At 51.6% G+C, this 22,467-nt stretch carries 18 protein-coding genes and 1 other RNA gene; 15 read left to right on the forward strand and 4 right to left on the reverse strand.

The features are described 5' to 3' along the window. Positions 1-115: 115 nt before the first annotated feature. The 11 genes from B2R29_RS01015 to B2R29_RS01065 all read left to right on the forward strand — a co-directional run bounded on the left by B2R29_RS01015 (position 116) and on the right by B2R29_RS01065 (position 12,523). Positions 116-2,452: a hypothetical protein gene (locus tag B2R29_RS01015; protein ID WP_301179388.1), complete on the forward strand. Its 2,337-nt coding sequence runs from the start codon at positions 116-118 to the stop codon at positions 2,450-2,452. A gap of 149 nt (positions 2,453-2,601) precedes the next feature. Continuing rightward, positions 2,602-3,015 carry a MarR family winged helix-turn-helix transcriptional regulator gene (locus B2R29_RS01020; RefSeq protein WP_301179389.1) on the forward strand — a complete coding sequence of 138 codons (414 nt, stop codon included), beginning with the start codon at positions 2,602-2,604 and terminating at the stop codon, positions 3,013-3,015. A gap of 11 nt (positions 3,016-3,026) precedes the next feature. Next, complete coding sequence (locus B2R29_RS01025) at positions 3,027-3,926, forward strand: serine aminopeptidase domain-containing protein (protein ID WP_301179390.1); 900 nt, start codon at positions 3,027-3,029, stop codon at positions 3,924-3,926. A gap of 62 nt (positions 3,927-3,988) precedes the next feature. Further along, an RNA gene (rnpB, locus tag B2R29_RS01030) (RNase P RNA component class A) lies at positions 3,989-4,358 on the forward strand. A gap of 78 nt (positions 4,359-4,436) precedes the next feature. Then, positions 4,437-5,435, forward strand: a complete 999-nt coding sequence (gene cbiB / locus B2R29_RS01035; protein ID WP_301179391.1) for an adenosylcobinamide-phosphate synthase CbiB — start codon at positions 4,437-4,439, stop codon at positions 5,433-5,435. Then, a complete protein-coding gene (locus B2R29_RS01040) occupies positions 5,432-6,466 on the forward strand; it encodes an aminotransferase class I/II-fold pyridoxal phosphate-dependent enzyme (RefSeq protein ID WP_301179392.1) in 1,035 nt (344 codons plus the stop codon). The genes cbiB and B2R29_RS01040 overlap by 4 nt, the downstream gene beginning before the upstream one ends. A gap of 145 nt (positions 6,467-6,611) precedes the next feature. Next, the gene (locus B2R29_RS01045; protein WP_301179393.1) at positions 6,612-7,661 is read left to right on the forward strand and encodes an alpha/beta fold hydrolase; all 1,050 of its coding nucleotides are present in this window, start codon (positions 6,612-6,614) and stop codon (positions 7,659-7,661) included. A 271-nt stretch (positions 7,662-7,932) separates the two neighbouring features. Continuing rightward, entirely contained in the window at positions 7,933-8,685 is a 753-nt protein-coding gene (locus B2R29_RS01050) for a TrkA-related ion transporter (protein WP_301179394.1), read from the forward strand. Positions 8,686-8,793: 108 nt separating this feature from the next. Beyond that, positions 8,794-10,500 carry a DUF3592 domain-containing protein gene (locus B2R29_RS01055; protein WP_301179395.1) on the forward strand — a complete coding sequence of 569 codons (1,707 nt, stop codon included), beginning with the start codon at positions 8,794-8,796 and terminating at the stop codon, positions 10,498-10,500. A 111-nt stretch (positions 10,501-10,611) separates the two neighbouring features. After that, the gene (gene hemH, locus B2R29_RS01060; RefSeq protein ID WP_301179396.1) at positions 10,612-11,601 is read left to right on the forward strand and encodes a ferrochelatase; all 990 of its coding nucleotides are present in this window, start codon (positions 10,612-10,614) and stop codon (positions 11,599-11,601) included. A 103-nt stretch (positions 11,602-11,704) separates the two neighbouring features. Then, on the forward strand, positions 11,705-12,523 hold the full coding sequence (locus tag B2R29_RS01065) for a crotonase/enoyl-CoA hydratase family protein (protein WP_301179397.1): 819 nt from the start codon (positions 11,705-11,707) through the stop codon (positions 12,521-12,523). A 134-nt stretch (positions 12,524-12,657) separates the two neighbouring features. On the opposite strand, the gene B2R29_RS01070 is transcribed toward B2R29_RS01065, so the two are convergent. Beyond that, positions 12,658-14,499 (reverse strand): ABC transporter ATP-binding protein, encoded by a 1,842-nt coding sequence (locus B2R29_RS01070; RefSeq protein ID WP_301179398.1) that lies wholly within the window; start codon positions 14,497-14,499, stop codon positions 12,658-12,660. 246 nt (positions 14,500-14,745) lie between these two features. Here B2R29_RS01070 and B2R29_RS01075 point away from each other — a divergent pair, with 246 nt between their 5' ends. Beyond that, on the forward strand, positions 14,746-15,909 hold the full coding sequence (locus tag B2R29_RS01075; protein ID WP_076513758.1) for a type III PLP-dependent enzyme: 1,164 nt from the start codon (positions 14,746-14,748) through the stop codon (positions 15,907-15,909). Positions 15,910-16,257: 348 nt separating this feature from the next. Here the strand turns inward: B2R29_RS01075 and B2R29_RS01080 are convergent, their stop codons facing one another. Both B2R29_RS01080 and B2R29_RS01085 read right to left on the reverse strand, forming a co-directional pair. Further along, complete coding sequence (locus tag B2R29_RS01080; RefSeq protein WP_301179399.1) at positions 16,258-17,568, reverse strand: RsmB/NOP family class I SAM-dependent RNA methyltransferase; 1,311 nt, start codon at positions 17,566-17,568, stop codon at positions 16,258-16,260. 48 nt (positions 17,569-17,616) lie between these two features. Further along, positions 17,617-18,642 (reverse strand): AraC family transcriptional regulator, encoded by a 1,026-nt coding sequence (locus tag B2R29_RS01085; protein WP_297533252.1) that lies wholly within the window; start codon positions 18,640-18,642, stop codon positions 17,617-17,619. A gap of 158 nt (positions 18,643-18,800) precedes the next feature. On the opposite strand from B2R29_RS01085, the gene B2R29_RS01090 reads away from it, so the two are divergent. Together B2R29_RS01090 and tmpT are read left to right on the forward strand one after the other, a co-directional pair. Next, a complete protein-coding gene (locus B2R29_RS01090) occupies positions 18,801-19,643 on the forward strand; it encodes a metal-dependent hydrolase (protein WP_068442415.1) in 843 nt (280 codons plus the stop codon). Between the two features lie 102 nt (positions 19,644-19,745). After that, positions 19,746-20,414, forward strand: coding sequence for a thiopurine S-methyltransferase (gene tmpT / locus B2R29_RS01095; RefSeq protein ID WP_068440788.1), 669 nt, complete (start codon positions 19,746-19,748; stop codon positions 20,412-20,414). On the opposite strand, the gene tsaA is transcribed toward tmpT, so the two are convergent. Further along, positions 20,398-21,090, reverse strand: coding sequence for a tRNA (N6-threonylcarbamoyladenosine(37)-N6)-methyltransferase TrmO (gene tsaA, locus B2R29_RS01100; RefSeq protein WP_301179400.1), 693 nt, complete (start codon positions 21,088-21,090; stop codon positions 20,398-20,400). The two genes, tmpT and tsaA, sit on opposite strands and share 17 nt — an antisense overlap. A gap of 175 nt (positions 21,091-21,265) precedes the next feature. Between tsaA and B2R29_RS01105 the strand changes: the two genes are divergently transcribed. Then, complete coding sequence (locus tag B2R29_RS01105) at positions 21,266-22,306, forward strand: DUF2333 family protein (RefSeq protein WP_068435924.1); 1,041 nt, start codon at positions 21,266-21,268, stop codon at positions 22,304-22,306. The last annotated feature ends 161 nt before the right edge of the window (positions 22,307-22,467 follow it).

Here is a 22,467-nt window from a genome sequence, read left to right on the forward strand (position 1 = left end):
CTAAGGGCTATTACTAATACGTATGGCCCGTATTGTCCTTTCGCTCTTATTTACCTAAACAGGCGACTGGCCAAGAATAGAAAAGCAAAAAATAAAAAATATAAATAGGCTCGCCATGACTCTGATCAAACGCTGCATTCTGCTGCTAACCGCGGCGGTACTCGCTGCCTGTAATAGCGTAGAAATCACAGCCCCAGATGATAACTCTGTGCACGCGGAAAAGCCCGGAGACTTCCGGATCGTCTTCAGTGGCAACTCAGCGCCTGATGATCTCAAAATTCAGTTAAACAACGTAGATGTGACTGATCAGTTTGTGGTCAATAAGGCGGAGGCTTACGCCTATGGTTCCGATCTTGGTGCCACTGTCTTCGGTGGTCGGAATGTGCTTTGGGTTCGCGCATTCAACAAAACCGATCGAGCGACGTTCTATTACGATAACGCAGGGCCCGTTATTCATATTCTGGAGGCGGATCACGATAGCCGAACCGTCACAGGGTATGTTTCGGATGACTCTCTTATCGAAAGCCTGGTACTTGATGGCGTTGGCGTTGATCTGGACCTGACAAACAACTTTTCAGTGTCATACGCAGATCAACCGTTTAATACCTTTACAGCGACCGATTCGTTGGGGCGTACTTCAACGTCTGTTTTTGCCCGTGATGACAACGAGTTTAATGGTATTTCAGCTCGTCTGAATCAGGGTGGTTTTGATTTTCTGACCCGTGCTTTGGAGCAGGAGCTGAACTCTATGGACCTGACCGACATCGTGTCAGGCATGGAGAAGATGACGCTGCTCAACACCTTGGGCCTGTTTAATCTGGATATGACAGTAACCAGCCTGAGTTTCACCGATGTGGGTGTAGACCTTACTGTTCTGGAAAACGAGCGGCTAGATACTGATATTCAGGCGCGCGATGTGGTTCTGGGCTTCCGTCTGTCGGGCACCATTGGTTTTATTCTCCCGTACAACAGCTCAGGGACAATGCGCTTCAGTTCCCTGCAGTCAGGCACAGACCTGCTGCTGGATGTGCGCAATTCTGATCTTGATATTGATCTCTCTAATACGTCGATCAATCACAGCTTTCCATCCATCGATTTCGACAATACCAGCGGTATTCTGAATATTCTCGATGCCATCACCAGTGCGATTGTTGGCGTTCTTGCTCCAATTTTTGAGAATGTATTTATCAGCATACTGGAGCAGGTCATCGTTCCGGTTATGTCTGATTTTATTAAAGACATTCCGATCTCGCTGGAGGTGGTTAACCCCGACAATGCTGAGGCCGTTAACATCTATGCGTTACCTACCTTCCTTGATTCGAGAAATCAGGGCGTCAGTGTCGATCTGGGTACCCGCATCTGGGCGCCACAACCGTCACAGGATATTCGTCGTGCGCTGGGCTCTCTGTATGTCGAAGGTGACACACTGACTATGGGGCCGGTGACACCGAGTGGAGAAGACTTCCATTTTGGCGCTGCTATTTCTGCAAATGTGATTAATCAGGCGCTGATGGCAACCTACGAAGCAGGCATGCTCAGCACCGTGATCAGTGAGGAGTACTACCCACAGGCAACGGCGTCAGCGATTTCTGTTTACCGCTCAGACGACACTGATATTCAGGAAGCCGATGAGATTCGTATGACACTGGCACCGTCTTCTGCACCGTACGTTACTCTGATGCCTGCGGATGGCGCTGCGGGGGCGCTCGCTTGGTACGACGTAACGCTTACGTTTGAACTATATAAGTCACGCTGGGGTGAGTTCCGTACCCTGTTTGGTACGACCTTTAACCTCGAAATTCCGTTTGAAGTCAGCTCTACCGAAGATGGCTACTTAAGCATTGGCCTGGAGCAGTTACCGACTCTGTTTATTAAAGCGACGGATGAAAGCGGCATGATCCGCCTGACTCCAGAGTTTATCAACGCAACTCTCGACTACTTTATGCCACTGGTCATGCCAGAAATTGCCGGCCACCTGAAGGTCGTGCCGCTGCCTCGGATTTATGAGCATACATTACTGATGCGCGACTTCTGGGTAGGCGGAGAAAACAATAACTCGCTGGCACTGGCGGGAGATCTGATTCCGGTTGCCGTGACGGCCGCAGCGGCAGCGCCAAGCACCGATATTGCTCGTGTAGATAGCGAAGATGTCGCGGTTCAGGTAACAGGCATTAACAGCACTGGCCAGACTACCTCTGATGTTCTTCTGGTCAACAATGGCGAAGTAATGATTGATGTGGGTGGTCTCAACCCTGATGCGAATCTGGGTGATCTTGAGCACAGATATCGTGTTGATGGTGGTGCCTGGTCGATCTGGAAGCAGCGCGAAACAATTACGCTCAAGAGACTGCTGGCGGGTGACCACTCTGTGGAAATCTGTTCACGCTCGCCACTGTTGAAAGAAGAAGTCAGCTGCCCGGTCGTTAACTTTAGTACGACGGTGTCACGCTGAGCATCACCAGAGATTCTGTTCTCACCACTTAGTTAAAGGGCCTACGGGCCCTTTTTTTTACGGCTATCCATTGTCTCTTTAAGTTTGTTTACATGTAAACTAAATGATGTTTATATGTAAACTAGTTTGCTGGTTTGAGATAAATGGTTATGGATAAACGACTCTTTTTCTTGATGAATATGGCGCAGAAGAAGCTGTTTCGCTTTATGGATCAGGCCTGCGAGAAAGAACTGGAAACATCGATGACACAGATGGCGGCTCTGATGGTGATTGCCAGCAAAGATGATTGCCAGCAGAAAGACGTCGCGCAAACACTTGAATTGAACAAGTCCGCGATTACGGGGTTGGTTACTCGTATGGAGAAAAACGGCCTTTTGGCGCGAGCATCGTCGACCGAGGATGCGCGTGCCGTGGTGCTCAGAGTTACCCCAGAGGGCCGGGATAAGCTAACGCGGCTACAACCGATGATTGCGACGATGAACGATATCTTTTCCGATGAGTTCAGTGATGAAGAGATGCTGACCATTCTGCGTTTTTTAAATTTTATTATGGGCAGGTTCTGATGGAGGCAACCGTGATTGATCAGGTGAAAGAAAAGAGTGGGGATAAGCAGGCAAGCGGCGATCCAGAAATCGTAGAAGTACCGACGCCTGCTGGCCATGCTATTACTGCTCGTATTTTCAGAACAGGCGCCAGCCCGGTAAAAGGAGTATGCGTTATTGCGCCTGCGACTGGAGTTGCGCAGTACCTGTACGATGATTTTGCCCTCTGGCTGACCACTAAGGGGTTTGAAGTTGTGACGTACGACTACGATGGCATCGGCCTGTCGCTCAAGTCTCATGTAAAACACAGTCGCAGTGACAAACTGAGTTGGGCAAATAATGACAGTGTGGCCTTGCTGGAGTTTGTTAAAGCGAAGTTTCCGGAGCTGTCACTGACCTGGATCGGTCACAGCGTTGGCACGCATATTTTGGGAATGATGCCGTCAACCAAAGGTATCGATCGTGCGATCTCTGTGGGTGCGGGTACCGGTACCTGGTGGATGAACGCAGCGCCGACGAAGCGTGTGGCCTGGTTTCTTTGGTACGGCCTCGTGCCGGCTACAGTGCCATTACTGGGTTACTTCCCTGGCAATCGACTCAAGGTGATGTGTGATCTGCCAAAGGGTGTCATTATGCAATGGCGGCGTTGGTGTCTGAATGGCGATTACTGTGTTGGCGTCGAAGGCGACTGGTTACGCCAGCGGTTTGCCGGAGTGACCTGTCCGATCAGCTGCGTCGCCTTCACGGATGATGACATGATGTCGATGGCGAACGTCGATAAGTTGCACAGCTTCTTCACCGGCGCAGACATCACAAAAGTCGTGGTCAGCCCGGAAGAAGTGGGTCAGAAGCGTATTGGTCATATTGGTTGGCATAAGAAGAAGTATCAGACTCTGTGGGAAAACGTATTTATGCCACTCCTGAGTAACTAAAGTCAGAATGAACCACTGAAATAAGAGTGCGACAGCAAAGGCTTTCCGTTACACTCCGCGCCGGAGTCGGCCAGACAGTCGCTGCCTGCGCAAGCAGGGGGAGGAAAGTCCGGGCTTCATAGGGCAAGGTGCCAGGTAACGCCTGGGGGGCGTGAGCCCACGACCAGTGCAGCAGAGAGTAAACCGCCGATGGCCGCTTTTGCGGATCAGGTAAGGGTGAAAGGGTGCGGTAAGAGCGCACCGCGCGACTGGTAACAGTTCGTGGCACGGTAAACTCCACCCGAAGCAAGACCAAATAGGTTCCCTGTTACCCTTGAGGTACAAGGCGTGGCCCACGCTGGGAACGGGTAGGTCGCTTGAGCCTGCGAGTGATTGCAGGCCTAGACGAATGACTGTTTAACACAGAACCCGGCTTATAGACCGACTCCACTTTTTTAAAAACCCCGCTTGTTCACGCAGGCGGGGTTTTTCTTTTACAGTATGCTGGATTTCTGAATACACGGACTGCTTATGCTGTTTTTCTGGTTTCAACAGGACGTACTCTCCCTGCACTGGGGGGTATTGCTTCTTGCCGCCATGCTTGTCGGTGGTGTGTATCTCGACTCCCGCCTGGGAGAGCCTGCTAAATTTCATCCACTTGTCGGTTTCGGGCGCTGGAGTCGATTACTGGAGCATGTATTGAACAGGATTTCCGGAGCACCGGGCTATCTTGTTGGAGTCGTAGCTGTTGTCGCTGCGCTATTACCTCTGATATTGATTATCTGGATGCTGCAAAGCTCCGCAACCTTGTCGCTGATAGGGACATGCTTGCTGCAGTTGGTGATTCTGTACCTTTGTATCGGCTGGCACAGCTTGCAGGAGCACGTGTCGGATGTCTGGCGCGGTCTGGCAACAGATGATCTGCCAGCGGGGCGTGAAGCTCTGGCTAAGATTGTCAGCCGGAATACGCAAGTGCTGGATGCCGATGAAGTAGCACAGGCCGGTATTGAGAGCACACTGGAAAATTCCTCGGATGCGTTATTCGCGACCTTGTTTTGGTTTCTTATTGGCGGTGCTGAGGCGGCTCTGTTACATCGGTGGGTTAATACGCTGGATGCGATGTGGGGATATCGGAACGAGCGCTATTTTTATTTCGGTTGGGCAGCGGCCCGGCTTGATGATGCGATGGCCTGGCTACCAGCGCGCCTTACCGCATTTTCATTTGTGTTAGCCGCAGGCGAATATCGACAGAAATCACTGGATTGCTGGAGAACACAGGCAAAATATTGTGATAGCCCTAACGGTGGTGTTGTGATGACTTCAGGCGCGGGCGCACTCAACCGGACATTAAGCCAAAGGGCTGACTATCAGGGAATAATAAAACAGAAGCCTGTGATGGGGTGCGGGTTGCCTGCCGGTGTCGATGATATTCCGCGCGCGATACGCCTGGTTAAGCAAGCCATCCTCATTCAGTTATCTTTTATGGTGTTCTGCTGTCTGTCACTGCATTACATCACAGGTGTGATGTGAAAAAGCTGAAACCCTCGATTAAAACGGCTGCTCACGGTTCTGATCTGACGCGGGCAGTGACCCTTTATGATCACAAAGCCTGGCTGGACCTTTCATCCGCTGTAAGCCCATACAGCTGGTGGACTGAACGATCGGAAGAAGTGTCATTATCGACTGTGGATATACGGTCATTGCCCGATCATTGCGAAAGTCTCGATGAGTCCATGTTTGCGTACTACGGGGAGTCCGGGCTTGCGGTGGCAGGAAGTCAGGCGGCCATACGTGGCCTACCTTTATGCTTCGAAGACAGTGATGTCTGGATCGTGTGTGGAAGTTTCGCAGAGCACGCGTTGAGTTGGACGATGCATGGCCATCGCGTACAGCAGAAAAGTATCGAAGAGATCCGTCACTCAATAATGCTCGGTGGCGTGCCTGATGTGCTTGTTATCGTGAATCCAGACAACCCCAGCGGTTATTACTTTTCTCAATCTGAGCTTCTGAAATGGGCAAGCGCTCTGGATCAACAGGGAGGTGTATTGATCTGCGATGAGGCCTTCATGGATGCGACTCCAGATTGGAGTCTTATCGGGAAGAGTCGACCAGAGAATGTTGTTGTTCTTCGTTCATTGGGTAAATTCTTCGGCCTTGCAGGAATCCGGTTTGGGGCTGTATTCGCAGAGCCCACGTTACTCGCTACGCTCTCATCTTATCTTGGCCCCTGGGGGATCACGTCGCTAACTCTCTGGATAGCTCAACAGGCTCTGGCTGACAGCGTATGGCAATCCGTTCAGGTTGATCGATTAGTCGCCTTGCAGGAGCAGATGTCTGCATCGCTGCTTGGCACCGAAGCCTTCGTTGGCAGCACGCCGCTATTCCTGACGTTGCGTTCCGAGTGTCCGTTGGTTTGGCAGGATTGCCTGGCGAGTAGAGGAATATGGAGCCGGGCATTTCCCGATCAGGGCTTGCTTCGTCTTGGGTATCCGTTGCCTGATCAAGTGGGACGAATCCTTGACGAAGTCTTGGCGCTGCCTGGGCTGAAAGCATTCCACTAAGGCCTTTGGCTACTTCTGAATGTACTTTGATGTCACCTTGAGAGGGTTTTACCTCGCCATTATGGCGGTTTAAGACCTGTCAACAATCCGACGCCGCACATAGGATTGGAGAACACCTGATAAAATTATCAATTGCAGGGACGATATGTTGCTCCAGATACCGACAAATACACCGCTGAAAAAGCCACCCGTGGACTACTGTCCCAAAGGGGCTGAACGCTGGTTTACGATTTCGGGAGGAAAGGATACGGGTAAAACCATGTTTTACTACGATATCTCGGTAGGCGGGGATGAACCCGAAGCAACGGTTGTGTTGGTGCACGGCAACCCCGAAACCAGTTACACCTATCGCCATATCAGAGATGAACTCATCCGCAGTGGTCGTCCATTAAGGATCATTGCCATGGATCACATCGGTTTTGGCCTTTCTGATCAGGCAGATTTTGAGATGGTGGATATGCACCACTCGGATAACCTGATTCAGTTAATCCGTTACCTCGATCTCAGTGAAGTGACCCTCTGTATTCATGATTGGGGTGGCCCTATCGGAGTCGGGGCATTTATTGAAGATCCATATCGGGTCAAAAATCTGATGGTGATGAATACCACTATTTTTCCTATGCCCAAACAGGGCTATACCTATAAAAATTATCCTCATCCTGTACTGACTTGGGCGTTGTTTCCGCGACTGTATCCCGCCTTCGCATGGGGTGGTGTTGCAGCTACCGCAGTGTCCAGTGGTGAGCCTCAGACAGTCATGAGTCTGATACGGCGCGCTACAGGTAACACCCTGGCACATCTGTTCAATAGCGTGCCTAAAACTTCACCTGAGTATGTCTGGTCACAATCGTTGCGCAGTATAGCCAATGCCCGCAGCTCAATGCGCAACGTTAAGCAGACGCCACGATGGGGATACGGATATCGCTACCTAGACGAAAGTTACGGCCCTCAGGACAATACTGAGTATTATCGGAATATGCAGGAGCGAGTGCCCAGGTACTGGAAGAACTGCCCGGCAGCCGGTGTGTTTGGTCAATGGGACCCATGCGGGAAAGACGAAGTCATTGCCCAATGGCACGAGGTATTACCAAAGATGAAGAAAGCAACACTGAAGTATCCGGACGTTGGTCACTTTGTCGAAGAGGTGAAATGGAGAGAGATTTCTTCAGAAATTCTGAAATTGAATTTCTCCTGACACGATCTTTAATTAATTTATTTGTTATCGTGTGCGCTGTTTTTCTGAATGTTTCGTTCAGTTAACAGCAAGCTAAGTAAACCTGTATCTTAATATTACTGCCTGTAATCGACGTATACATAATACTCGAGTGGCGATACGAAAATACGTCAGTTGAAAGGTTGATACTCCTCAATCATCTCTTAATTTTCTTCTCATAATAAAACGGTCTTAGCACTTTTATTCTGTCTCTTATACTTTCTTTAAGGTCACCGAAAAGTGGAGAAGAATCATGAATAATCATATCGTTGTAATTAACTCTCCGAAGTACAATCGGGATATTTATTTCCGGCGTTTTGTTGAACAGATACGCCAGAATAAGATGCACCGAAAGACTCCGGTCGTTCTTCTTAATACTGACTATCCCGATGGATTACCATCTTCGCTGACGGGTTTAGGTATTCATCTGGTGCAGGGGCACGGTAATCATGAAGACGATTTTCGTCGTGCAAATCTTGAGGGTGCTGAAAATATTCTGATTCTGGCAAAAGATGAATATATGGAAGACTCCGACAGTCTCTGTTTTGACCTCTGCTATCGCATGAAAGAGCACGGCTTGGCTTACCGTGTGATTGTCGAATGTGTAGAAGACGAAAACCGTATTCGAATGAAAAAACTCGGTGTTAAGTCAGTGATCCGCCCGATACGTTCGTACCCGGAAATTCTCGTTCGTGCTATGGAGTCTCCTGGATCAGAATTAATCATCGAAGATATGTTCACGCACGATAAAGATCACTTCGTCCGCTATCCTCTCTGGTTGGAAGGTGACTGTTGGCGAGATGTGGTGGCGGCCATGATGATGTCGAATATCGGGACTCCATTGGCCTGTATCGGTAAAGGGGGCGAAGTGAATATTCACCCAGCTGCGGATGAGCGAGTATTCGGGCAAAGCCTCATTATTCTGGTTAAAACAGAATACATACCGAACGAAAAAGAAGTACAGGAAGCATTCCGGAAGTTTAACAGCAGTGATATGAGTGCCTGAGCTGATTAGTAGGTGGCTGAGTGAACAGGTGACTGGCTGGGCAGGTGAACTGATGCGGTGGATTGGCTAGACTACGAGTATCAATCACCAGTAAGCCGGGAGTCAGGGATGTCCACATCCAAAACAGGAGCAACCGATACCGGATCCAGGCGTGGTATCGGTATGTTCATTTTTGGTCTTATGTTTCTTGGACCTGCGCTGGGGATATTGCTGTTTGGTCCTTTGGATACTTTCCGTCTCCATCTCGTGACTTCTGGCTGGACACAGGTACCAGCCACTCTCCAGCGTATCGATATTGAATATCACCACGGTGATACGACGACATATTCCCTCGAGGGCTCATACAGTTATCGCGTCAATGGGCAGGAATATTTAAGTCAGCGTATCAGCTATTACGAATCTCCGGATAACATCGGCGACTGGTATACAACGACCGAAAATAAGATTCTCAGAGCGTCTGCCAGTCAGGGGCTTACCGCTTGGGTAAACCCGGACAATCCATCGGAGAGCTACCTGGTCAGGGATATCCGCTGGGAAAAGATCGGCTTTATGATGATTTTTGTTCTGGTGTTTGGTGGCGCTGGTGTGGGGATCATGTTTTTTGGGCGCTACTCCGCCCGTCAATCAGGTGAAGCTCAAGGCGTCGTGTATTCAGGACAGAACCTGATGCACTGGGTACTTGGTTTTATGTCGATGATTTTTTTGCTGATCTCTTTGCCCGCCGTTCTGGATTTGCCTTCTGAATTCAGCGCTGGAAATCATGCCATTGTGTTTGTTCTTATATTCCCTTTGGTAGGTGCAGGCCTTGCTATGGCTGCATACAAGTCGCGAAAGAACTGGTTATTTTACGGCCGCACGCCGCTGTATCTGAATCCCGCGCCCGGGCAAGTGCAAGGGCAGGTCGGTGGGACGTTACACATCAATAAAACCGGGCTGGGTGACCAGTGGAATGTCAGGTTGAAATGTCTTCGTCAGACACGCTCGACAGGCAAAAACAGCTCAACACGCGAAACCTTGTTATGGCAGAGCAGTACACTTCCCGAAGTAACTGAAAGCAATGGTGAAACACGCCTTGCCTTTGTTTTTAATCCTGACCCAGAGCTTCCACAGAGTTACCGTAAAGGTCGAAAGGCAGTGATCTGGCGGGTTGAGGTAGAAGGTCCCACTGAGCCGGTCACATTCCAGCGTCAGTTTGTGCTGCCTGTTGTTGAAGGTACTGGTGGTAGCACTCTCAATATTTCTGCGGCACATCAAAGCAAAGTATCGCGCAGCCAGGTCGCTGCTGCGGAGGCCTCTCTCAGTAAGAACCTGGATATGACACTAAGCGGCGATGACTTTGTTATTCGCAGTGCGGCAGGGCGCCATCTGTCCTTCTTTCTTGTTTTTATGTTTGCCGGAATCGCATTTGCCGGGGCTGGCGTGTTTATGTTGAATCAGGCGGCTTCTGAAGGCATTGGCCTGTATTTTATGGGCGGTGTCTTTTTTCTTGTGGGGCTGCCTCTTGCTCTGAGTGGTTTGTTTGGGCTCGGCCGGTCATTGGAGAGCCGCTGTGTCGATGGAAAGATTGAAACCGTTCGGCACTGGATGGGAAGGGCGCTCTGGCGTCGCGCTACTGAATTCAAGAGCGCTCAGCAGCTCGAACTGAAAGCGGCGGGAAGTTCGACTACAGGGAACAGTACGAAGGAATATTTTCACATCCTGATTCGTGATGGTCAGCGGAAGGTCCGTATCGCAGAGATGGTCGAGGGGCGTGAGGTTGCCGAGTTGTTGATGGAGAAGCTTCGCGCCAGTCTGGTGTCTCAAGAGTTGATCTGATTTTGCAGGTTGGTGACCGCAACTCCGGCTTCCGCTAAACTATACAAAACTGATACAAGTAGCCGAAATTACGGTGGAGAGTGATTGTGGGATTGATTGTGGAGAGTCATTGTGGATAAGCCCCCATTTGGTGTTCTTATTGCCAACCTCGGTACCCCGGAAGCACCGACTGCGAAAGCAGTGCGTTCGTACCTCCGAGAGTTTCTCAGCGACCGACGTGTGGTCGATGTTCCGCGTGTGTTGTGGTGGCTGATTCTGAATTTGGTCATTCTCGTCATCCGCCCACCGCGGGTAGCGAAAGCGTATGCTAAAGTCTGGGGCCCTGAAGGTTCTCCCTTAATGACGATTTCGCGCGCACAACAGCGTGCGTTAGCAGCGGCCTTAAAAGCCGAATACGGTCAGGACATTCCTGTGTCGTTGGCCATGACCTACGGCAAGCCCACGATGGAAGAGGCTGGCCGTGAACTTCGTAAGGCCGGTGCGGAGCGTCTGATTATATTGCCGCTGTATCCGCAGAACTCGTCGTCGACCACGGCGGCAGTTCATGATCGATACTCCAATGCGATGGCGCCTTGTCCGCACGTTCCGGCTGCTCGCTGGATCACCGACTACCACGTTCACCCAGGCTACATAGGTGCTCTGGCAAACTCAGTACGTGAGTATTGGGCTGAGCATGGCCAGGGTGATCGCCTGATGATGTCGTTTCACGGCATTCCGCAGCGATATGAAGATCGTGGTGATCCGTACCCAAGCCAGTGTCGGGCGACGGCAGCAGCCCTTGCCAGTGAGTTGGGGTTAAGTGATGAGCAGTGGATCTGTAGTTTCCAGTCGCGCTTTGGTCGCGAAGAGTGGGTGAAGCCGTATACCGATCACACGTTAGAAGATTGGGGTAAGGGCGGCGTCGGGCGTGTTGATGTTATCAGCCCGGCGTTTGCGGCGGACTGTCTCGAAACGCTGGAAGAGCTGGATATGGAAAACCGCGAGACCTTCATAGAAGCTGGCGGTAAAAACTATCACTACATTCCTTGTCTGAATGATCGCCCGGATCACATCGGCATGATGGTATCGCTGGTGAAAGAAAATGCGGGGGGCTGGTCTTAATAAAGCCACTGCTGTGCTTTTCGGTTAGCCTATCGTGCATTTTGATCATGGTTGTCCTCGTATCTTTGTGCAAAGATGCGGCAATCATAAAAGGTAAACAGCGATGAGTGATCACAATAAAGTCTTAGTTGAAGTGCAGGACCATATTGCCTGGGTGTACCTGAACCGCCCGGAAAAACTGAATGGTCTGGATCTGGATATGTTCCATGGTCTGGTCGCGGCAGCGAAAAAGATACGTAAGGATCGTAGTGTTCGTGCGGTGATTCTTGCAGCGAAAGGTGAGTCGTTCTCTGCAGGGCTCGACTTCAAGGCGGTCAGTAAGAATCCATCGATGATTCCGAAGCTGTTCCTCAAATTCCCCTGGACCAAAATGAACCTGGCGCAGCGTATTGCCCACATCTGGCGGGACCTGCCAGTGCCGGTGATCTGTGCGATTCATGGCAATTGCTTTGGCGGAGGGATGCAGATTGCGCTTGCCGCGGATTATCGCATTGCGACGCCGGACGCCAACCTCTGCATTATGGAAATGAAATGGGGCCTGATTCCTGACATGAGCGGCATGGTGACGCTGTCGCGTCTGACTCGCGTTGATATCGCTCAGGAACTGACCATGACTGGTCGTCAGTTCAGTGCTGAAGAGGGTTTCAGTTATGGGCTGATTTCGAAGCTGGCCGATGATCCTCTGGCGGAAGCAAAGGCGCTGGCCGAGACTATCGCGTCGAAGTCACCAGATGCCATTGCCGCAACCAAATATCTCTTCAAGAAAACCTGGAAAGCGGACACCTGGAAAGCGCTTCGTTGGGAACGTTGGGTTCAGACTCGTCTGTTGGGTCGCAAGAATCAGCAGATCGCAATGAAGAATGGTCTGGCGGGTAAAGGCACTGAGCCGAAGCCATTCAAAGATCGTAGTAGCTTTAAGTAAGTCCTTTAAATAGATTGGTTCCCCGGAACGGATCAGGTTCCTTCCTGAACGCCTCATCATCAGGCCATCGCGTCTCCGGGGCTGCGTCATAAAACCTTATTTCTGTTAAGGGATTATGACGAGCTCTGTTTGCTTTAATCTTCCCCTAAGAAGCCACCGGTCTGGTGGGCCCACAGTTGCGCATAGATGCCGCCCTGTGCAAGCAGTTCTTCATGCGTTCCCTGCTCGGCGATTTTGCCGTCATCCAGTACGATCAGCCGGTCCATTGCCGCGATGGTCGACAGACGGTGAGCAATGGCGATTACAGTTTTATTTTCCATCAGGCGGTAGAGGCTTTGCTGAATAGCCGCCTCTACTTCTGAATCGAGCGCTGATGTTGCTTCGTCCAGAATCAGAATCGGCGCGTCTTTTAAGAGCACACGTGCAATGGCGATGCGTTGGCGCTGACCGCCGGAGAGTTTGACACCGCGTTCGCCGACCTGAGCGTCGTAGCCCGTGTTACCTTCCGGATCGTGGAGATCACGGATGAAGGCATCTGCTTCAGCTTTGCGGGCAGCGTCGAGTACTTCTGCGTCACTAGCATCAGGCCGACCGTAGAGGATGTTGTCGCGTACGCTTCGGTGCAACAGGGAAGTATCCTGCGTCACCATGCCAATTTTTGATCGCAGACTCTCCTGCGACACCTGACTGATGTCCTGTCCGTCGATCTTAATCTGTCCACTATCGATGTCGTAGAAGCGCAGCAGCAGATTGACGAGTGTGGATTTACCCGCGCCTGAGCGCCCAACCAGGCCGATCTTTTCACCGGGTTTGATGGTCAGGTTCAGAGCTTCAAATACTGGATAGCTCTTGTCGTCAGCGCCTTCGTATGAAAAGTGCACATCATCGAGAGCGATCTCCCCGTGTGTTGCCTTTAGTTTTGGCGCATTCACGGGGTCGGTAATGGTCTGTGGTTTCGCCAGCGTGTTCATACCGTCAGCCACTGTGCCCAGATTTTCAAAGAGTGAACTGATCTCCCACATGATCCATTGCGCCATACCATTTACGCGTAGGGCCAGACTGACTGCAATCGCAATGGCGCCAACAGTGATGGCGCTGTCCATCCACAGCCAGATAGACAGGGCTGCGACGGTAAAGGCCAGCAGGTAGTTGATCATATTCACTGAAAAGTTCAGACCGGTGGCCAGGCGCATCTGGTGATATACCGTACCGAGGAAGCCATCCATGCTGTCACGGGCGTAAGACGTTTCCCGCTCTGTGTGTGAGAACAGTTTTACCGTCTGAATATTGGTGTAGCTGTCGACAACACGCCCTGTCATAACACTGCGGGCATCCGCCTGCTCTGTCGCAATTTTTTTCATGCGCGGCACAAAATAAAACTGAATACCTATGTAGGCCGCCAGCCAGACGACCATGGGCAGCATCAGTCGCCAGTCTGCTGTGCCAATCATCACCAGGGCTGAAATAAAGTAGACGAGGATATAGACCAGCACATCCAGCAGCTTCATTACAGTTTCCCGGACTCCCAGCGCCGTTTGCATCACTTTGGTGGCAAGGCGTCCGGCGAAGTCGTTTTCATAAAAGTTCAGACTTTGCTTGAGCAGATAGCGGTGCGCCTGCCAGCGAATGCGCATTGGGTAATTGCCGAGCAATGACTGATAGGTGATCAGGGCATGCAGTAATACGACGACAGGCATGGCGACCAGCACCACCAGGCTCATGAGCAGCAGTTTGGTGCCTTCGCTGGCAAATAAGGTGTCTGGGCTTTGCGTGGATAGCCAGTCGACCAGGTCACCCATAAAGCTGAAGAGGGTGACTTCAAGTATGGCGAGCATGGCGGTCAGACACGACATGGCCAGCAATGAGCCTTCCAGTCCTCGGGTGTAATGGCGGCAGAATGCATAGAGTCCCTGAGGAGGTTGCTCCGGATGTTCGGGAGGAAAGGGATTGATGCGTTTTTCAAAAAAGCTGAGCATAGATGTCCAGAGCCGGAGTGGAAGAGTAGTGCGAAACAGGAACCTTAACGGTTTCTGGGAGTCATTTTAACCTGAATTGTGCTTGCAGGCTCTGGCAGAGTCTGTTGCACTGGAACGGACAATCCGCCCTACGTGATTTTCTCATCGTAAGGGTAAGAAAATTTCACTGTACTGTTATTATAAATCCTCTATCTTTGCGCGACTTCAAACGCACAGCAGTCTGACCCTAAGGAGGTAGCGAGCCTGATGTTGACCCAACCGGAAGCCTATTACGACGCCGATACTTTTGCCCGCATTAAAGCGGCTGCAGATCAGCAGGAAACGCCTGTTCTGATCGTGGATACCAAAACCTTCGGCGAGCAACTGGATCACCTGATGGCTTGCTTCCCTTATGCAAACACCTACTACGCGGTGAAAGCGAATCCTGAGGTAGCAGTGCTGGAAATCCTTCGTGACCGCGGCTGTAACTTTGACATTGCCAGCCGTTACGAGCTCGACAAGGTGTTGTCGCTGGGTGTGGGTGGTGACCGAGTCAGTTTCGGTAACACCATCAAGAAGATAAAAGACATTCGCTACGCCTATGAGAAGGGGGTTCGTCTGTTCGCATCGGACTCAGAAGCCGATCTTCGCAATATTGCAGAAGCTGCTCCAGGGTCGAAAGTGTTTGTACGCATTCTGACCGAAGGCTCTCAGACCGCAGACTGGCCACTGTCGCGTAAGTTTGGTTGTCATGTGGACATGGCCATTGAGCTTTGCATTATGGCGCGTGACCTGGGACTGAAACCTTATGGTATTTCGTTTCATGTTGGCTCTCAGCAACGTGACATTGGTGCCTGGGACTCTGCGATCGCTAAGGTTAAGTGGATCTTCGAGCGCCTGAAGGAAGAAGAAAATATTGAGATGAAAATGGTCAACCTCGGGGGCGGGTTCCCGGCGAACTACATCAGCCGCACCAACCCTCTGGAGACCTACGCAGAAGAGATTACCCGATTCCTGAAAGAGGATTTCGGCGACGAGCTGCCTGACGTTATTCTCGAGCCGGGTCGATCACTGGCTGCGAACGCAGGTATTCTGGTCAGCGAAGTGGTGCTGGTCAGCCGCAAGAACCGTACCGGTCTGGACCGCTGGGTCTACACCGATATCGGCAAATTTGGTGGCTTCGTAGAAACAATGGACGAGGCGATCAAGTATCCACTCTATGTGGAAAAAGACGGTGACACTGAAGAGGTAATTATTGCAGGCCCGACCTGTGATTCGGCTGACATCCTGTACGAACAGTACAAGTATGAACTGCCACTCTCTCTCGAAGCCGGTGATCGTATGTACTGGTTCTCCACCGGCGCGTACACCACCACCTACAGTGCGATTGAATTTAACGGTTTCCCTCCGTTAAAAACGATCTGCATCTGATCTCTCCTGTAAAAAAAGAAGCCAGGCGCACAGCGTCTGGCTTTTTTTTATCACTCCGCTGACCCATATTCCGTTGTACTTCAGGGATTCGCAGAGAGTTGATCTTCGTTGACTGCGCTCCGCAGCACAGCCGGCTTATTTCCAGCCAATCTCAGTTACCGCGGCGACACGCAAAATAAATCGCCCTGAAAACATATCAGTTACGTGACGGTAGGTAGATTTCAGGGCTCGATTTTGCTCTGACGGTCGCGCGGCGCCTTTATTGTCTGGCGCCGCCTGAATGTCTGCTGAGCCCAGTAAACGAAGCTCTTATGCAGAAACGGATATGAGAGTCAGCTGGGTTATAAATCAGTTTTGACGACTCATTACAGCAACAAACATGGTATCGGAATCGACATCCGGTGCACCGAGCAGTCGCGAACTTTCCAGAGCAAAGTCAGCGTGATTTTTCAGAAAGGCTTCCACCGCATCTTCGTTTTCTTCCGCCAGCCAGCTACAGGTCGCATAGATCAGTTTACCGCCACTGCGCACAGCGTCACTCGCATGGTTTAACAGTTGTTGCTGCAAAGCAGTCAACTCGTTCAGGTAGTCGTCGTTGAGTCGATTGCGGGCGTCCGGGTTACGACGCCATGTGCCCGTAGCGGTGCAGGGGGCATCAATCAATACTTTATCGAAACCTTTCTGTCGGGCAATTTCTTTAGGCAAGCGCAAAGGTGCTTCGCCGTCCCAGACAAAGGTACGGATATTGGCAATACCGGCACGCTTGGCACGTTTTTTCAGCTCAGTGAGTTTGAATTCTTTGAGATCAGTGGCGACCACCGCACCTTTCCCGCCCATGCCGTCAGCGATGGCCAGGGTCTTTCCGCCAGCACCCGCACAGGCGTCCCAGATTTTTTCTCCGGGTTGCGCGTTCACTGCGGCTGCAATCTGTTGACTGGCAAAGTCCTGAACTTCAACACGACCTTCTTTATACGCATCGGTCTGTTGAACGCCGAAGCCACCGGTAGCGCACAGTCCGTGTTTATTGAGGTTAACCTCCACTCCGGCAGTCTTAAGTTCATCGCACAGAGCTTTCGCATCCTGTGCAGCGGCCGGACGCAACCAGAGCGGCGGACGGCTTTGCTGCATGCGCATAAACTCCTGTCGGTGCTTGTCGCTCCAACCAGACAGCTCCGTTCGACGGTCAATCACGCCGGCCAGAGACGCATCAATACCAAACCAGATATAAGCCAGTGGTGAATCCGGGTTCTTACGCACCCAGGCAGCGGTGTCGTCGACCGTTGTTTTGCGGCTGCCGGCCTGCCAGTCGTTGGGAATGTACCATTGCGAGTAGCTGCGGCGCTGAATCCAGAACCAGAAGTTATTGCGACTCAGGCTTTCTGCCTGCTCAGGGTTCCATTGCTCAGCCCAGGCTTGCCAATCCTGATCGAGGCCGCGTTCCTGGATAAGCTCAAGGGCACACGCGAGCTGGCGAAAGCGCAGTGCATGCTGCATGGCACTGCCGAGTTCCAGAGGCATGGTTTCGCGGAAGCGCTTACGCCAGCTGGCTGCTTCATGCTTGAGCCAGCGATCAAAGTGCGCGTTAGCGGGTTGGCTTAACCATTTCAGCCAGAGCGTATGAAGCTGGTTGTAGTTGATCAGTAAGGGCTTGTCGATCATAGGTGTCTCCGGCCGGTGAGAATGGCGGCGCAGTATACCCGAAAGTGATCAGCCCGTACTGCCTTGTCTGTATTGGCTCGGGCTGGCGCCGGACCAGTTTTTAAATGCTTTGGCGAAGTTACTTGCGTCGCTATAGCCTAGCTGGTCTGCAATCTGATCCACCGACAGCGTAGTATCCTTCAGCAGGCGTTGCGCTTTGCTATAGCGCAGCTCATCTTTGATCTGCTGAAAACTGCGCTCTTCGGCTTTGAGTTTTCGGTTCAGGGTCGCGGCCGACATAAACAGCATATTCGCGACATCCTCCACGGTTGGCATCTCTGCCAGGTGATCGTTAAGTATCTCTCTGACTTTACCCGCCATGGTATTGGTCTCGGTCACCTGTGTCATCGCCTGGGTTAGTTCCTGCTGGGCAAGATCGGCCAGTTTTGGATCAAAGAAGGGCAGCATGCCGTCGAGTGCCTTGCGGGGCCAGGTCAGGCAATTAATAGGGGCGCCAGTGTATACGGCGCAATTGGGCAAGATATCCTGGCTGGATAGGTCACCACGGCAGGCAATCTGAATCATGCTGCGCGCGTTACGTGACTCGGCAGGTACAAGAGTACGGCAGATGGTCTCGACGCTGGCCAGAAACGCCAGAACCATAAAAAATCCGGCCCGGCTGTCGGGAATACGGGTGGTGATGTAAAGGTGACGACTACTTTTGTCGGTTTCGCGACGCAGTTCAAACAGCTGCACGCGGGTTTCGATGAACTGTTCTACTTTACCCGCTGCATCTTCCATGGTGGCACTGTATTGGGCCGCGTAGCCCAGTGCGCCATGCTTGGAGAGGGTCATACGCTTGCCGAACTCCAGAGCAGCGGACAGGTCCACGTGCTCGAGGAAGTTGTCGATCAGTAGCAAAGCGGACTCATGTCCGATCTGCACGCTGGGCATGAACATCAGGTTTTCAGGTAGTCCGGTGCCCTCCAGGAGCGCAGACATGGGGATGCCACGCTCAAAGGCCATCTCGCCAAGCAGTATAAGGTAATCAGACGAGAGTCTGTGCTCACCCGATCCGATGGTTTTAGTCGTCATAGATACCAGATGCCAGTTTTGAACCACAGGGTGAAAGCATTGCACCCCAAAATATCCGGATCAGTATGTCATAGTGATTGCATGTCAGGTATGTGAATTCTGGCCAACGATACAGAAATTAACAATTCGTGGACGGGCTTCCCTAAGAGGGTGATCGTATGACTAATATTAAGAATAAATCTGCACAGGTTGAGATCAAACCGCGTCGCATGGCGTTCGATACTGAATCGCCGATGAATAAATACGCTTTTAAAAATAATTCACTGATCAGCACCTTTTTCTATGCGCTATCGGCGCTTTTCCCTGATGGTGAACGGTTCTTTATTCACTCCGTGCGTAACTACCGCGACGACATCAAAGACGAGACTCTGAAGGAGCAGATCCGTGGTTTTATTGGTCAGGAAGCTCACCATGGCGTATCGCATGAAGCGTTAAACCAGGCAATTACCGACATGGGCTTTCCCATGGATCGTATCGTCGGCCGCTTGCACAAGCGCGTTGATTTTCTGAAGAAATTCAGCCGCGAACGTCAGCTTGCTTTGACGGTTGCCATGGAGCACTTCACAGCGTCATTGGCGGAATTTTTGCTCAAGAATCCCGAAATACTCGAAGATGCAGATCCGACGGTTCGTAAGATGCTGCTGTGGCATGCTGTAGAAGAAATTGAACACAAGGCTGTCGCGTTTGATGTATATCGTGAGCACGTAAATGATGAGTTTATGCGTAAGCGGGTGATGGTGATTTCTATGATCAGTCTGTTTTCTCGTTTGGCTATGTATCAGGTCTGGCTACTGCGTTCGCAGCGTCACTTTCCAAGCTGGAGAGAGTGGAAAGAAGCCGCAGTATTTTTCTGGGGTAAGAAGGGCGTTCTTCGCGATAACATGAAAGGATTAGCGAAGTTCTTCAAAACCGGTTTCCATCCATGGGATATTGATCAGAACTACCTGATTGAGAACTGGGAAGAGAGATACCCCGATATTGCTGCACTGCAGGTGAATTAATCTGCCGAACGATATTGTTTGACGACGCCCGGCAATGCCGGGCGTTTTCGTCTGTGAGCAGCTCAGGCATAATGCCGCCAGATTTAATTCTGTGGAGCGCTTATGAAGCACGATTTCTGGCACGAACGTTGGGAAAAACAGGAGATTGGTTTTCACTTGAGCGATACCAATCCCGCCCTTACCAGTCACTGGCATACCATTCCTGTCGATCTAGGCGAGCGTGTTCTGGTACCACTCTGTGGGAAGTCGGTAGATATCCTATGGCTGCTGCGTGAAGGCTATCAGGTAGTAGGCGTAGAGTTGAGTGAAATTGCGCTGGATGCACTGGCTGAGTCGATCGAAGAGACCTTCAGTCTGGCGGTCGATAAGCAGCAGGTGGGTAACCTCATCCTCTACCGGGCTGCAGGTATTCTGCTGATTTGCGGTGATTGGTTCAGCCTGACTTCATTTGATACTGGGCCAATCGATGCGGTTTATGATCGTGCAGCACTGGTCGCAATGCCTGAAGAGATGAGGGCCGACTATGCCAGCCAGCTGCTGAAGGTGTCAGAAAATGCACCTCAGTTGCTGGTTACGTTTGAGTACGACCAGAACGAGATGTCGGGACCGCCGTTTGCTGTGGATCAGGCACAGGTTGAGTCGTTTTACGCCGATGCGATGAACATTGATCTGATGGCTGATAAAGACTGCCTGGTTGATGAGCCCAAGTTTCGCGAGCGTGGCCTCTCTGCGTTGCGTGAAAAAGTGCTTCGCCTCACGCCAAAGGGCTGACCTCGGTAATTACAATGCTCTGGTCGGAGGGATAGCGCCAGCGGATGTTCAGATCCCATAGACGCACGCCGTATTCCCGTTCAGGATCATGCGCCTGGTAGGCTGGGCGTGGGTCCTGAGCCAGGCACTCCTCAATAACAGCAATGACATTCTCGTTGAGTCTGGCGGCTTCTGTAGTCGCCTGTCGACGGGCTTCTTCGGACCAGCTCACAGTGAGCGGTTCTGGTGCTGAAGGCGCTATCGCATTTGTCGCATCAGGTACAGAGTCGGTGTAGGGCACGTAAGGTTTTATATCGACAATGGGGGTGCCGTCGAGAAGGTCTGCGCCCGAAACCAACAACGTGGTGCCTTCTATTTTCTCAATTTTGACCAGTGACTGGCCCAGTCCGTTGGGGCGGTGCGTACTGCGTGTCGCGAATACCCCAATGCGCTGATTACCACCTAACCGTGGCGGACGGACACGCAGTGATTCCGGGCGGCTTCCAACACCATGAAAACAGAATATCAGCCAGATGTGCGACACCCGCTCCAACCCCTGTAGTGCTCCGGGGTCGTCAAACGGTGCCTGTAACTCTATCCAGGTGAGTACCGAAGGTGCCAGGCCGGGTTGACGAGGGATGGCAAACTTCTCTTTGTAAGGGGATCGGGCTAACGCCAGAATGTCTAAAGTGGGCATATAGGTCTCCGTTGGCGACTGGCAGTATACCGCTTTGGCGTGAGTGACGGGACTTCCCCCGGTAGCTGGCTCTTGTGGATACTCCTTTAATCGGTGAATTGCGTTATCATCAAGCCCGGACAGTAGTTTGTCCCTCTGAAATTTTTGTTGATTGAATAGTTAAGGATCAGAACCTATGAGTGGTTTGCAGGATCGAGTACAGGATACGAAAGAGCGCTTTCAGGACTGGATGGCAGATCGAAAGGACGCCAAAGGTGGTTCCGGACGTCTGATCGTCTGGCTGGTGGTGTTATATCTTCTGGTTGCGCTGGTAGTAGGTATGTTCTGGTCGCAGGAGCCGGAGACATTTAACGTACAGGCGTCAGCGAATACGCGGGCAGAAGAAATGGGTGTTCAGCCAGTTCGTGGCTTCACCACTACCGCTACCCTGATGAAGATCACCGAAACCATGCTTTACAAGCCGGGTGGCTATCTTTCGAACGATATTTTCCCGCCGGGGGTGTGGCTGGATAACATTCCTAGCTGGGAGTTTGGTGTACTGGTTCAGGTACGTGACTTCTCCCGTGCACTGCGCAAAGACTTCAGCCGCTCGCAGAGTCAGTCGACGGAAGATAAAGATCTGGAAATTGCTGAGCCGCAGCTGCATTTTGACGGTAACAGCTGGTTGGTCCCTGATTCCGAGGGTGAATACAAGCGTGGCCTCGAAGCTCTGCAGTCTTACCTGACCCGCTTGTCTGATCCAAATGAGCCGACGGCGCAGTTCTACGCACGTGCGGACAATCTGCGTCAGTGGTTGCTGGATGTTGAAACCCGCCTGGGTAGCCTCTCTCAGCGTCTGAGCGCATCGGTAGGCCAGCGTCGTCTCAATGAAGATACAGGCGCGACTCCTCTCCCTTCAGAGGAAGAGGTAAGAACTCCGTGGACTGAGGTTGACGATGTGTTCTACGAAGCGCGCGGCACTTCATGGGCGCTTCTGCACCTTATGCGTGCTATCGAGGTAGATTTCCAGGAGGTTCTGGAGAAGAAGAACGCGTTGGTTGGTCTACGTCAGACCATCCGCGAACTGGAGGCTACACAGGAAGCACTCTGGTCTCCAGTGGTACTGAATGGCAGTGGGTTCGGTGTTTTCGCTAACCACTCGCTGGTACTCGCGTCTTATATCTCCCGAGCTAATGCGGCGATTCTTGACCTTCGTGAGCTGCTTGCTCAGGGTTAATTGCTGACCTCTACAGATGCCGCACGCCTTGCGGCATCTGTTCTTTACTCTCCCAAAAAGTAAGAACTCTTCTACATTTCAATAAGACACATGGCGCATTTACGTTTTGTTGTCTGGTTTTGTTGGCCTGTTTGTGCATAACTATGTGCTAGGTGGCCCTT

Source organism: Thalassolituus sp. UBA3500 (assembly GCF_002377545.1).
Taxonomy (GTDB): Bacteria; Pseudomonadota; Gammaproteobacteria; order Pseudomonadales; family Oceanobacteraceae; genus Thalassolituus.

What these genes read in the sequence shown, in the direction of transcription:
- B2R29_RS01050 (WP_301179394.1), top strand. Translation starts at nt 7,933, where the DNA reads ATGAATAATCATATCGTTGTAATTAACTCTCCGAAGTACAATCGGGAT.
- tmpT (WP_068440788.1), top strand. Translation starts at nt 19,746, where the DNA reads ATGAAGCACGATTTCTGGCACGAACGTTGGGAAAAACAGGAGATTGGT.
- cbiB (WP_301179391.1), top strand. Translation starts at nt 4,437, where the DNA reads ATGCTGTTTTTCTGGTTTCAACAGGACGTACTCTCCCTGCACTGGGGG.
- B2R29_RS01045 (WP_301179393.1), top strand. Translation starts at nt 6,612, where the DNA reads ATGTTGCTCCAGATACCGACAAATACACCGCTGAAAAAGCCACCCGTG.
- B2R29_RS01085 (WP_297533252.1), bottom strand. Translation starts at nt 18,642, where the DNA reads ATGACGACTAAAACCATCGGATCGGGTGAGCACAGACTCTCGTCTGAT.
- B2R29_RS01105 (WP_068435924.1), top strand. Translation starts at nt 21,266, where the DNA reads ATGAGTGGTTTGCAGGATCGAGTACAGGATACGAAAGAGCGCTTTCAG.
- B2R29_RS01080 (WP_301179399.1), bottom strand. Translation starts at nt 17,568, where the DNA reads ATGATCGACAAGCCCTTACTGATCAACTACAACCAGCTTCATACGCTC.
- B2R29_RS01070 (WP_301179398.1), bottom strand. Translation starts at nt 14,499, where the DNA reads ATGCTCAGCTTTTTTGAAAAACGCATCAATCCCTTTCCTCCCGAACAT.
- tsaA (WP_301179400.1), bottom strand. Translation starts at nt 21,090, where the DNA reads ATGCCCACTTTAGACATTCTGGCGTTAGCCCGATCCCCTTACAAAGAG.
- B2R29_RS01065 (WP_301179397.1), top strand. Translation starts at nt 11,705, where the DNA reads ATGAGTGATCACAATAAAGTCTTAGTTGAAGTGCAGGACCATATTGCC.
- B2R29_RS01090 (WP_068442415.1), top strand. Translation starts at nt 18,801, where the DNA reads ATGACTAATATTAAGAATAAATCTGCACAGGTTGAGATCAAACCGCGT.
- B2R29_RS01075 (WP_076513758.1), top strand. Translation starts at nt 14,746, where the DNA reads ATGTTGACCCAACCGGAAGCCTATTACGACGCCGATACTTTTGCCCGC.
- B2R29_RS01015 (WP_301179388.1), top strand. Translation starts at nt 116, where the DNA reads ATGACTCTGATCAAACGCTGCATTCTGCTGCTAACCGCGGCGGTACTC.
- B2R29_RS01055 (WP_301179395.1), top strand. Translation starts at nt 8,794, where the DNA reads ATGTCCACATCCAAAACAGGAGCAACCGATACCGGATCCAGGCGTGGT.
- B2R29_RS01020 (WP_301179389.1), top strand. Translation starts at nt 2,602, where the DNA reads ATGGATAAACGACTCTTTTTCTTGATGAATATGGCGCAGAAGAAGCTG.